Source organism: Kribbella sp. NPDC051586, from assembly GCF_044453965.1.
Lineage (GTDB): Bacteria > Actinomycetota > Actinomycetes > Propionibacteriales > Kribbellaceae > Kribbella.
The window spans coordinates 115,069-126,907 of the sequence record NZ_JBITDF010000005.1 but is presented as its reverse complement, the minus strand read 5'-3'; the positions used below and the strand labels follow the sequence as shown (position 1 = coordinate 126,907).

10 protein-coding genes are annotated in these 11,839 nt (G+C 69.9%); 8 read left to right on the top strand and 2 right to left on the bottom strand.

Annotated features, from left to right (window positions below; all coding sequences use genetic code 11):
* Window positions 1-437 precede the first annotated feature (437 nt).
* A complete protein-coding gene (locus ACIA58_RS34120) occupies window positions 438-878 on the top strand; it encodes a VOC family protein (RefSeq protein WP_396407967.1) in 441 nt (146 codons plus the stop codon).
* Window position 879: 1 nt separating this feature from the next.
* On the opposite strand, the gene ACIA58_RS34115 is transcribed toward ACIA58_RS34120, so the two are convergent.
* Entirely contained in the window at window positions 880-1,290 is a 411-nt protein-coding gene (locus ACIA58_RS34115) for a DUF3052 domain-containing protein (RefSeq protein WP_396407966.1), read from the bottom strand.
* 207 nt (window positions 1,291-1,497) lie between these two features.
* Here ACIA58_RS34115 and ACIA58_RS34110 point away from each other — a divergent pair, with 207 nt between their 5' ends.
* The 4 genes from ACIA58_RS34110 (at window position 1,498) to ACIA58_RS34095 (ending at window position 7,850) form a co-directional block, all read left to right on the top strand.
* Window positions 1,498-2,169 (top strand): FadR/GntR family transcriptional regulator, encoded by a 672-nt coding sequence (locus ACIA58_RS34110; RefSeq protein ID WP_396407965.1) that lies wholly within the window; start codon window positions 1,498-1,500, stop codon window positions 2,167-2,169.
* A 33-nt stretch (window positions 2,170-2,202) separates the two neighbouring features.
* Window positions 2,203-2,412, top strand: a complete 210-nt coding sequence (locus ACIA58_RS34105) for a DUF6343 family protein (RefSeq protein ID WP_396407964.1) — start codon at window positions 2,203-2,205, stop codon at window positions 2,410-2,412.
* A 150-nt stretch (window positions 2,413-2,562) separates the two neighbouring features.
* Entirely contained in the window at window positions 2,563-4,143 is a 1,581-nt protein-coding gene (locus ACIA58_RS34100) for an ABC-F family ATP-binding cassette domain-containing protein (protein WP_396407963.1), read from the top strand.
* A gap of 1,700 nt (window positions 4,144-5,843) precedes the next feature.
* Window positions 5,844-7,850 carry a copper-translocating P-type ATPase gene (locus ACIA58_RS34095; RefSeq protein WP_396407962.1) on the top strand — a complete coding sequence of 669 codons (2,007 nt, stop codon included), beginning with the start codon at window positions 5,844-5,846 and terminating at the stop codon, window positions 7,848-7,850.
* Here ACIA58_RS34095 and ACIA58_RS34090 read toward each other — a convergent pair.
* On the bottom strand, window positions 7,827-8,372 hold the full coding sequence (locus ACIA58_RS34090; protein WP_396407961.1) for a TetR/AcrR family transcriptional regulator: 546 nt from the start codon (window positions 8,370-8,372) through the stop codon (window positions 7,827-7,829). The two genes, ACIA58_RS34095 and ACIA58_RS34090, sit on opposite strands and share 24 nt — an antisense overlap.
* A gap of 66 nt (window positions 8,373-8,438) precedes the next feature.
* Between ACIA58_RS34090 and ACIA58_RS34085 the strand changes: the two genes are divergently transcribed.
* From ACIA58_RS34085 to ACIA58_RS34075, 3 genes are all read left to right on the top strand, one after another.
* A complete protein-coding gene (locus ACIA58_RS34085; RefSeq protein ID WP_396407960.1) occupies window positions 8,439-8,735 on the top strand; it encodes a DUF2218 domain-containing protein in 297 nt (98 codons plus the stop codon).
* 105 nt (window positions 8,736-8,840) lie between these two features.
* Complete coding sequence (locus ACIA58_RS34080; RefSeq protein ID WP_396407959.1) at window positions 8,841-10,193, top strand: purine-cytosine permease family protein; 1,353 nt, start codon at window positions 8,841-8,843, stop codon at window positions 10,191-10,193.
* Complete coding sequence (locus ACIA58_RS34075; protein ID WP_396407958.1) at window positions 10,194-11,753, top strand: hydantoinase/oxoprolinase N-terminal domain-containing protein; 1,560 nt, start codon at window positions 10,194-10,196, stop codon at window positions 11,751-11,753. It abuts the gene before it with no gap.
* Window positions 11,754-11,839: the final 86 nt, after the last annotated feature.

Sequence of the window (11,839 nt, the reverse complement as noted above, 5' to 3'; positions counted from 1 at the left end):
TCCGATTTCGGGTCCGGTAGCACGGTTAATTCAGATGTTATGGGTGGTGTCCCAAGCAAAGGCTAATAGCAGGGGGACCAGTTCCACAGCCCGGGACCACCGGACCAGTGTGTCGAGTGGTCGGGCTCCGGCGGGTCGATCCGCCGGCACCTGAAACACTGCTCACAAAGGTGTTTCAGGCCACACGCCGTCCTCTCACCACCTACTGGTGCGGAGAGCAACGGCAGCGGCTCCCGGACGCCTTGCAGATGTGGCTTTCCGGCCTGGGCTCCGGTGCCGCTTGCGGGGCCCGCTGAGCGTGGCTGCCCACTGTATGCAGTTGTCCACTCGCCCCGGTGATGATCACAACCGCGCAAAGGTGTGGCCAACGTCACGCTCCAAATCAGTCCAGTTGAGTCCGACTGGCCTGACCGGTCCATACCTCTATCCTCGCCGCCATGGCGGTCAAGCGAATGGACAATGTCAGCATCGTGCTCGAGGACCTCGACGCCGCGGTCGCGTTCTTCGTCGAGCTCGGTCTGGAGCAGGAAGGGCGGATGACGGTCGAGGACGAGTGGGCGGACCGGATCATGGGTCTCGACAACCACCGCGTGACCGTCGCGATGATGCGTACTCCGGACGGCCACAGCAGGCTCGAGCTGATGCAGTACGAGCGGCCGACGGCGATCGCGCTCGAGCCGGCCGTCGCACCGGTCAACGCGCTCGGCATCCGCCGGCTGCTGTTCGCCGTCGACGACATCGCGGACGTGCTGACCCGCCTGCAGGCCAAAGGGGCCGAGCTGGTCGGCGAGGTGACGGACATCGGCGACAGCTTCCGGATGTGCTACCTCCGCGGTCCGGAGGGCATCCTCGTCGCGCTGGCCGAGGAGCTGGGCTGACTCAGCGGTTGGTCAGGCGGCGTACCAGCTTGAGGCCCGACCAGGTTGCGTCGATCGCGCAGACCTTCACGTCGACGACACCCAGCGGGAGGGCGAGCTCGCGGATGCCGTTCTCGTCGAGGTCGGTCGCGACGCCGGACGATCGCTTCGGCCAGGCCGCCCAGATCATCCCGGCCGGGACCGTCTTCCCGAGCAGCACGGGCAGCCGCTTCGCGAGCCGGGCACGGTCCGGGCAGAACATCAGCACCACGTCGTACGGCGTCTGTCCGGCTCGGCGCCCAACCGTCGTACCGGCCGGAAGTCCTTCGATCGCGAAGCCGTCCGGCGCGTTGTCGAGCAGCACGAGATGCTCCGCCTTGATCCCGAGCTTGGCAGCCACCGGCTTGCCCGAATACCCCGCCGCCCACCCCATCCCCGGATGCTAACGCCGAGCCCCCTGCTCCGCGCACCTGCTCCGCGCCCCCTGCTCCGCGCCCCCTGCTCCGCGTCACCTGCTCCGGGCCACCTGAGGGGTTGACCCCTGAGCTTGTGGGTTGTGCGTCGGTGTGCGGGGGGCCAACCCACCAACTCGGGGGCCAACCCCTCACATGCCCAGCTCGCCGACCGGCATACTGACGGGATGGCGTTGACGGATGAGGCGATCGTCAAGATCAAAGGGATGATCACCTCGGGGGAACTGGGTCCGGGGGATCGGCTGCCGAAGGAGGCGGATCTCGCCGCCCGGCTGGGGCTGTCGCGGAACTCGCTGCGCGAGGCGGTGAAGGCGCTCACGTTGGTCAACGTGCTGGACGTCCGGCACGGCGACGGCACGTACGTGAGCAGTCTGGATTCGGCGCATCTGCTCGACGCGCTCAACTTCATGGTCGACCTGCATCGCGACGACTCGGTGCTGCAGTTCTTCGAGGTACGACGCTTGCTCGAACCGGGCGTCGCCGCACTGGCCGCCACCCGGATCAGCCCGGACCAGGTGACCGAGCTCCGGCTGCTGACCAGCGACCTCGCGCCGGACGCGAACGTGGAGGAACTGGTCGCGAACGACCTGCGGTTCCACCGCGCCATCGCCGAGGCGACCGGGAACCAGGTGGTCTGCTCGCTGCTCGACGGCATCTCCGGCGCGACCCAGCGGGCCCGGATCTGGCGTGGTGTGACCCAGGCCGGCGCGGTCCAACGCACCCTCGCGGAGCACGCCGCGATCCTCGACGCGATCGAGATCGGCGACGCCGAGGCCGCTCGTGCCTGGATGACCGCCCACATCGCCGGCGTCGAAACCTGGCTACGCAAGGCCCCGTAGTGGGTAAAGGCCCGTAGTGGGTACAAGCCAGGTATGGCGTTCGAACCGCCGCCGCCTCGCAGTGCGCTGACGCTGAGGACCGTGCTGGCGTGCTTCGGTCTGTGCCTGTGGATCGCGGCCGCTGTGCTCGCCGCCGTGTACGACCTGCCGGCCGGGTGGGTGATCGCGTTCGGGGCGCTCGCGGTGGTCGCCCTCGTCGATCTGGTGATCGTTGCCCGGCGCAAGCTTTCGGAAAATGGTTGATGGGCCGTGGGGCGGCCCGTATCCTGGTGCATGTCCCATTCCCGACGTCAGGGGTCCGCGTTGTAGCTCCGAGGTCTTCTCTTCAGCCGATTGATCGCCACCGCTCTGGTGTGCGGTCTCGTCCGAGACCTCGTTGGGAGTCCGACGCTCATGAGCTTTTCCCTGTCCTGTACCGACCTCTTCTTCGCCTGGCCTGATGGCGAGGTGCTGTTCGACGGCCTGACCTTCGTCGCCGGTCCGGTCCGCTCCGGCCTGGTCGGCCGCAACGGCGCCGGCAAGTCGACCCTGCTCAGGCTGATCGCCGGCCGCCTCACCCCGCAACGTGGGGCGATCCGCGTCAGTGGCGAGCTCGGGTACCTGCCGCAGGACCTCACTCTCGACACGTCGCTACGCGTCGACCAGGCGCTCGGGATCGACGCCGTACGACGCGCGATCGTCGCGATCGAGTCCGGTGACGCCTCGGAGGAGAACTTCGCGACCATCGGCGACGACTGGGACGTCGACGAACGCGCCGAGGCGCTGCTCGGCAAGCTCGGTCTCGGCGCGATCGGCCTCGACCGCAGGGTCGGCGAGCTGTCCGGCGGCGAGACGATCCTGCTCGGACTCGCTGCCGAGCTGCTGCGGCGTCCCGACGTACTGCTGCTCGACGAGCCGACGAACAACCTCGACCTGCGGGCGCGACGGCATCTGTACGACGCCGTCGACCAGTTCCGCGGCGCGCTGGTGATCGTCAGCCACGACCGGGAGCTGCTCGACCGGGTCGACCAGATCGGCGACCTTCGCAAGGGCGAGGTCACCTGGTACGGCGGCAACCTGTCGGCGTACGAGGAGGCCGTCGCGGTCGAGCAGGAGGCGGCCGAGCGGATGCTGCGGGCCGCCGAGGCCGACGTACGCAAGCAGAAGCGCGACCTGGTCGAGGCGCGGATGAAGATGGACCAGCGCCAGGCGCGCGGTCAGCGGGCGTTCGAGAAGGGCGGCATCCCGAAGATCGTGGCCGGCAACCTGAAACGCGGTGCGCAGGTGTCGGCGGGCAAGCACATCGGGATGCAGTCCGAGCGGCTCGACTCCGCACAGGAGGCACTGGCCGACGCGGAGGAGAAGGTCCACGACGACGACACGATCCGCGTCGACCTGCCGAAGACCGCCGTACCCGCCGGTCGCATCGTGCTGCGGCTGGAGGACCACGTACTGCGGACCGGCGCGCACGTCGACCTGGAGATCCGCGGCCCGGAGCGGATCGCGTTGACCGGGCCGAACGGCGCCGGCAAGACGACGCTGCTGCAGTCGATCGTGGCGGGGGAGCTGCCGGTCGTCCCGTTCCGGTACCTGCCCCAGCGCCTCGACCTGCTGCGCGACGACCTGTCCGTCGTCGACAACCTGGCCCTACTCGCCCCCAGCACCGAGAACCAGGAACGCCGCTCCCGCCTCGCCCGCTTCCTGTTCCGCGGCCGGGCAGCGGACCAGTTCGTCAGCACCCTCTCCGGCGGCGAACGCTTCCGCGCCACCCTCGCCGCACTACTACTCGCCGAACCCCCACCCCAACTCCTCATGCTCGACGAGCCCACCAACAACCTCGACCTCTCCAGCGTCGCCCAACTAAAAGACGCCCTGGCGTCTTACAACGGAGCCCTGGTAATAGCCAGCCACGACGTCCCCTTCCTCCGCGAAATAGGCATCACCCGCTGGCTAGAACTAACCCCGGCCGAGCTGACCGACATAGAGCCGCTCTAACCCCCTTCCACCGCGCCCGGCTGGCAACCCCAGCCGGGCGTCTCCACTTTCCGGACCTTCGGCGTAGACCCCGCACACACCGCGCCTGTCGTACGCGCGCCTGGGGTACGCGCGCCCGGCGTGCGCGCGCCCGGAGTACGCGCGCCCGGAGTACGCGCGCCCGGAGTACGCCGCGCTCCGTCGCACGGCCGCCCTGCGCCCGTTCGTAGCGCGCCGCACCGCCGCCGCCGCCGGCAAGACCCACCACCACGAACTGCCCGCGGCTCCGCCCCTCTCGGCCCTGGAGCTGAACGCCGACGGGACCGTGAACACCTCCTGGGGACTGTGCATACCCGATGAGGACTGCGCACGGGCAAAGGCCTGTTCACAGTCCCAGGAGGTGACTGTTCACTCTCCCCAGGAGGTGTTCCGACCCGGGGCCGCAAGGTCGTCGGCTGTCGGGTACGCCGTGTAATCGCCCCGCCGCAGTCCCGGGGCCGGCCGCCATCGGCTCGCCGCACGCCGCACGCCGCACGCCGCACGCCGCACGCCGCACGTCGCACGTCGCACGTCGTTTCGTCGTACGTCGGCCTCCGTGGGACGACAGCCCACGCGCCCGTCGTCCTCACGTTGGTCCTCGGCGAGACGGCCATGCCTCGCCTCCACCGCTCGGTGCGAGCTGGCCAACGGCTTCATTCCGTTCGGGCCCTGGACCCGAGCGTTGATGGGACTGTGAACAACCCGTGGGGGTTGGGCACAGGAAAAAGCCTGTTCACAGTCCCGAGGAGGTGTTCATGCCCGGGGCAACTTCGTCGTGGGAGGCCTCGGTCGTCCCGACGTGCGCCGTAGCCACCACCGCAGTCGTCTAAGGCGGCGGCGGCCCGCCGCGTATCGCCGCGTGGCGCCGAGTCGTGGCGCTTGGTTGGTGACCTGCGGCGCGAGTCGTGGATCGGGGTTGTCTCGGGCAGCCGAAATCCACGACTCGCGTACGAGCGCGCCATCACCGAGCAGTCGAGCGTCTGTGCACGCCCGCCGCGGCGGTGGAGCGGCCCGCGGTACGCAGCTCCGGCGTACCGGCGTGCGGCCGATCCGTCGTGCCGGCGCTCCGGTGCGATCGTGCTGGCTGGGTCGTACGCCGGGCTCCGTCTGCTGATCTGCTGTGGGCCGTCCTTCGTAGGCCTTCGCTCGGTGGGGGTCCCCTCGTGCGCTGCGCCACGCGTGGCCGTCACCCGTCACCCGTCGCGCGCCGCCAGCCGCCCATCGCCAACGGTCAGCCGCCCACCGCCAATGGCCCGCCGCCCCGCCGCCCACCGCCAGCGGCCAGCCGACCCGCCGCCCACCGCCAATGGCCCGCCGCCCCGCCGCCCCGCCGCCCACCGCCAGCGGCCAGCCGACCCGCCGCCCACCGCCAGCCGCTGCCCCGGCCCGGCAGCCCCGGCAGCCCCGCCACGCGGCGGGCTGCGCCGCCGCCAGTCGCCCGCCGCCCGGCTGCCCAGCCGCCCAGCCGCCCGCCGCCCTGCCGCCAGCCGCTCACGCCCGGCCGCGCCGCCGCCCGGCCGCCCCGCCGCCCGGCCGCGCCGTCGCCCGGCCGCACGCCGCCGCGCCGTGGGCCGCAGCGCTGGAGGTCGGCTCGGGTCGAGTTGGCGCGTTTGGTTGGGGTGTCTGACTTGAGGTGGGGGTGGGGTTGAAGATTTATACCCCCTGGGGGTATCTTCTCGGGTATGGATGAGCACGGTGGGCATGGGGATCATGCGGCGCAGTTCAAGGATCGGTTCTGGGTTAGTTTCGGGCTGGCTGTGCCGGTGGTGTTCTTCAGTGGGATGTTTGCGGATCTGCTGGGGTACACGCGGCCGGATTTCCCCGGCGCCGGGCTGATTGCGCCGGTGTTGGGGACCGCGATCTTTGTGTACGGCGGGCAGCCGTTCCTCACCGGCGGTTGGAGTGAGCTGAAATCGCGCCGTCCGGGGATGATGCTGCTGATCTCGATGGCGATCGCGGTTGCGTTCGTGGCGTCGTGGGTGACGACGTTGGGGCTTGGCGGGTTCGATCTGGACTTCTGGTGGGAGCTCGCGCTGCTGATCGTGATCATGCTGCTCGGGCATTGGCTGGAGATGCGCGCGCTCGGTGCCGCGTCCGGTGCGCTCGACGCGCTGGCGGCGCTGCTGCCGGACACGGCGGAGAAGGTCACCGATGACGGCGTCGTCGAGGTGTCGTTGCATGAGTTGCAGGCGGGTGACGTCGTGCTCGTGCGATCCGGGGGCCGCGTGCCGGCGGACGGGACCGTCGTCGACGGGCAGGCCGAGGTCGACGAGTCGATGATCACCGGGGAGTCGCGGCCGGTGTCGCGAGCCGTGGGTGACGCAGTTGTCGCCGGGACCGTTGCCACCGACAACGCTCTGAGAGTCGAGATCACCGCGGTCGGCGACGACACCGCGCTGGCTGGGATCCAGCGGTTGGTGGCCGAGGCGCAGGCGTCGTCGTCGCGGGCGCAGGCGTTGGCGGATCGGGCGGCCGCGTTCCTGTTCTACTTCGCGTCGATCGCTGGGCTGATCACGTTCGTGGTGTGGGCCCTGCTCGGGAAGGTCGACGAGGCGGTGACGCGGACGGTGACCGTACTGGTGATCGCCTGCCCCCACGCCCTCGGCCTCGCCATCCCGCTGGTCATCGCGATCTCCACGGAGCGCGCGGCAAAGGCCGGCGTACTGGTGAAGGACCGCCTCGCACTGGAGCGGATGCGGACCATCGGCGCAGTCCTGTTCGACAAGACGGGCACCCTGACGAAGGGCGAGCCGGCCGTCACCGGAGTCGCCGCCGTCGCAAACGTCAACTACGACGACCTGCTGAGCCTGGCCGCCGCGGTCGAGGCCGACAGCGAACACCCGCTGGCGAAGGCGATCGTTCGCGCGCACGCCGACCGGGTTCCGGTTGGTGTACGACGCGTCGCGGCATCGGACTTCCGGTCGCTGACCGGGCGAGGTGTGCAGGCGATCGTCGACGGCGCGGAGGTCGCGGTCGGCGGCCCGGCGTACCTGCGGGAGACCGGGTTGGAGGACCCTCGCGAGTTGGACGCGGAGGTTGCGGAGTGGAAGGAGCGGGGTGCAGCGGTGCTGCATGTCGTGAGGGATGGGCAGGTGCTGGGGGCTATCGCACTCGAGGACGAGGTGCGCGAAGAATCCCGCCAGGCCGTGGACGCGTTGCACGCGCGCGGAGTGAAGGTCGCGATGATCACCGGCGATGCGCACCAGGTCGCCGAGGCGGTCGCGAAGGAGCTCGGGATCGACGAGGTGTTCGCGGAGGTACTGCCGCAGGACAAGGACGCCAAGGTCGCCGAGCTGCAGGGCCGTGGACTGAAGGTCGCCATGGTCGGCGATGGCGTCAACGATGCGCCGGCCCTGGCCCGCGCCGAGCTCGGCATCGCGATCGGCGCGGGTACGGACGTCGCGATCGAGTCCGCCGGCGTCGTACTCGCCGCCGACGACCCGCGCGCCGTCCTGTCGGTGATCGAACTGTCCAAGGCCAGCTACCGCAAGATGTGGCAGAACCTCATCTGGGCCACCGGCTACAACCTCATCACCGTCCCGCTCGCCGCCGGTGTACTCGCCTTCGCCGGCATCGTCGTCTCGCCGGCCGTCGGCGCGCTGCTGATGTCGATCTCCACGATCGTCGTCGCCCTCAACGCCCAGCTGCTCCGCCGCCTCAACCTCTCACCGGCCCGCCTCGCCGCGTAGCCCGGACAGCACGACCGCCACCAGGCGCCGTACCGCCGCTTTCGACGGTACGGCGCCTGCGGCGCCCAGCGCATGCACGCAGTACGCCGCCAACTCCCGAGCCGGTACGTCGTCGCGCACCTCACCCAGCCGCTCCGCGATGAACGAGACCAGATGCTCGTGCGCCCGCGCCACATGCTCGGACCGGTGCAGCGAAGCGGCCGCCTCCGACGACGGGTGTTCGTGGCGGACGAACGCATAAGCCTCGAGTACGTCGTCGATGCTGCGCGTCCGCTCCCAGACGTCGGACAGCCGCAGCAGATGATCGGCGACCTGACGCTGGTGCCACGCGGTCAGGATCGAGTCGACGTCGGCGAAGTACTTGTAGAGCGTGGCCCGCCCGACCCCGGCGCGCTGGGCGACCTCGGCCATCGTCACCCCGGTCAGCCCGCGATCGGCAACCATCGCGGCCGCTGCGTCCAGCACAGCCTCCCGCACAGACTCGCGATGGGTTGCGATGGTGTCGCTCCACAACTTCGGCATGGTGGGATTCTAGCTGGACAGTCTGCCTATGGTCGAGACATAGTGTCTTGAAAAAAGGAGATTGATGTGCCTGCACTCGAAGCCCGCCTCGACACTCCTCGTGCCGATCGGTACCTTGCTCAGCTGACCAGCCACCTGGCTCACGGGCCCGGCGGCCTGAAGATCTTGTCGACGTCCGAGGATGAGCTCGTCGTGGATCTCGGACCGGCAACCTGGTCGATCCGGGCGACGCCCGACCAGTTGATCCTCCGCGTGCAGGCCGACGACGCCGCCGTCCTGGAGCAGCAGGGCGCCCGAGTAGCTCACCGGATCGAGCAGATCGCACACCGGGACGACCTTCGAGTTGACTGGCGAGCCGCCTGAACTGGGCTGGTTGCACAGTCAACACCCGCTGAGTGTGCACACTGGACGGTGAGACCGCCCGCCTGGAGTCGTACGTTCGATGAAATCCCAGGGCTGGAGGTTTTCATGGCCGGTACATCTGTAGGTGCGGACGACTACGCGCTTGCCCGGGTCCCGGAGCACGCGCGGTACTCCTGGTGGTCTGTCGCGACCCAGCGGTTCGGGCAGATCTCGGCACTCAGCCAGTTCCTGCTCGGTGCGACGCTCGGGTTCGGGATGAGTTTCTGGACCGCGTTCTGGGCGCTCACGCTCGGCGCGGTGATCCTCGAACTCGTGGCGATCCTGATCGGCGTGATCGGCGCCCGCGAAGGTCTGCAGACGTCGGTGATCGCGCGCTGGACCGGGTTCGGCCAGGCCGGCTCGTCGCTGATCGGGCTCGCGATCGGCATCAGCCTGATCGGGTGGTTCGGGATCCAGTCCGCGGTGTCCGCCGCCGGTCTCAGCCAGCTGATCGGCGTGCTCCCGACCTGGGGCTGGTCGCTCGTCTTCGGTCTCGCGGTGACGCTGGTCGTACTGCGCGGCTTCCACTCGATGGCCTGGGTCGCGTACGTGACCGTCCCGGCCTTCCTGGTCCTCGTCGGCTGGTCGATCATCAGCGAACTGTCCGACCACAGCCTAGGCTCGCTGGTCAACGCCGCGCCGCCGGGCCCGCACCTCAGCCTGCTCGAGGGTACGACGCTCGTCGCGGGCGGATTCATCGTCGGGGCGGTGATCACGCCGGACATGACCCGCTTCAACCGCAGCGTCGGCGACGTGGTCAAGCAGACCGTCCTCGGCATCACGCTCGGCGAGTACGTGATCGGCCTGGTCGGCGTACTGCTCGCCCACGCGGTCGGCTCGGCGAACGTGATCACGATCGTCACCTCGTCGGTCGGCTGGGTCGGCACGCTGGTGATCATCCTCGGCACGATCAAGATCAACGACTGGAACCTCTACAGCTCCGGCCTCGGCATCGTGAACTTCATCGGCACCGTCTTCGGCCGGCACGTCAACCGGGCCGTGGTCACGCTCGTGGTCGGCATCCTCGGCAGCGTGCTCGCGGCCGTCGGGATCCTGGACAAGTTCACCGAGTTCCTGACCGTGCTCGGCGTCGCGTTCCCGCCGATCGCCGGGATCATGGTCGCGGAGTACTTCGTGGTGAAGCGCTGGCGCCCCGACCTGGAGGCAACCAGAGCGGCGGGCACGCTGCCCGCGACCGCGCCGACCTGGGTGCCGGCGACGATCGTGATCTGGGTCGGCGCCGCGCTGATCGGCAAGTACGTCGCCTGGGGCCTGCCCAGCATCAACTCACTCGTCGTCGGCTTCGCGGCGTACGTCGTGGCGGGCAGGCTCGGCCTGATCCGCGGCGTCGGAATCAGCCGCACCATGGACAGCGAGCCGACCGAGATCAGCACCGTCGTACAACCTGGGAGGATCTGAATGCGTATCGGCATCGATGTCGGCGGCACCAACACCGACGCCGTACTTCTCGACGGGACGAGCGTGCTGGCCGCCAACAAGTCGGCGACCAGTGCGGACGTGACCGCCGGCATCATCGACACGCTGGACCGGCTGCAGGCGGAGCGATCCTTCGACCCGGCGCAGGTCCAGGCCGTGATGATCGGCACCACCCACTTCATCAACGCACTGGTCGAGGCGCGACGGCTCGCCCCGACGGCGGCGCTCCGGCTCGGGCTGCCGGCCACCGCGTCGCTGCCGCCGCTGGTCGACTGGCCGGAGCGGCTGGTCGAGGCGATCAGCGGGCGGAGCTACTTGGCGCACGGCGGTCACGAGTTCGACGGCCGGCACATCGCGGAGCTGGACGAGGACGAGCTGCGCCGGCACGCGGGCGACATGGTGAAGCACGGCGTACGGTCGGTGGCGATCTCGTCGGTGTTCTCCCCGGTGAGCAACGAGTTCGAGCTGCGCGCGGCGGAGATCCTACGCTCCGAGCTCGGCGACGACGTGGCGATCTCGTTGTCGCACGAGATCGGCCGGATCGGCCTGCTGGAGCGGGAGAACGCGACCATCATCAACGCCGCACTCCGCGAGCTGGCCGCGAGCATCGTGGACGGCCTGTCCGGCGCGGTCGCCGGCCACGGCATCTCCGCGCCGCTCTACCTGAGCCAGAACGACGGGACCTTGATGGACGTCGACTTCGCCCGCCGGTACCCGGTCGCCACGTTCGCGTCCGGCCCGACCAACTCGATGCGTGGTGCGGCGCTGCTGTCCGGGCTCGACACCTGCGCGGTCATCGACGTCGGCGGTACGACGAGCGACGTCGGCGTACTCACGCATGGCTTCCCGCGGGAGGCGACGACCGAGGTCGACGTGGCCGGGGTCCGGACGAACTTCCGGATGCCCGACGTGCTCAGCATCGGCATCGGCGGCGGCAGCTTGGTGGCCTCGGGCAACGACTCGGTCACCGTCGGCCCGCGGTCGGTGGGATACCGCCTGACCGAGGAGGCGCTGGTCTTCGGCGGCAAGACGCTGACTGCCACGGACATCGCGGTCGCGGCCGGCCGGGCCGAGGTCGGGGACGCGGCTGCGGTCGCCGATCTGGACCCGACGCTGGTGAAGGCCGCCCTCGCCCGGGTGGCGGCGGACATCGCGGACGCGGTCGAGCGGATGCGTACGTCGCCCGATCCGCTGCCGGTGGTGGCGGTCGGCGGTGGGTCGATCCTGCTGCCGGACGATCTGCCCGGCAGCCTCGCCGTACACCGGCCGGATCACTTCGCGGTCGCGAACGCGATCGGCGCCGCGATCGCCCAGGTCGGCGGCGAGGTCGACCGGGTGTACGCGATCGATCCCGGCCGTCGCGACGCGGTGGTGGACGAGGCGCGGCAGGAGGCGGTCGACCGGGCGATCGCGGCCGGCGCCGACCCCGCGGCCGTGCGGATCGTGGACTTCGACGAGGTGCCGATCCCGTACCTGCCCGGCAACGCGACCCGCATCCGCTGCAAGGCGGTCGGCGACCTGCGCCTCGGGGAGGCGTCGTGAGCACCGACATGCCGCCATACCAAACGGTTTGGTACGGCGGCCACGTCCAGCCATACCAAACGGTTTGGTATGGCGCCGGTGGTCTG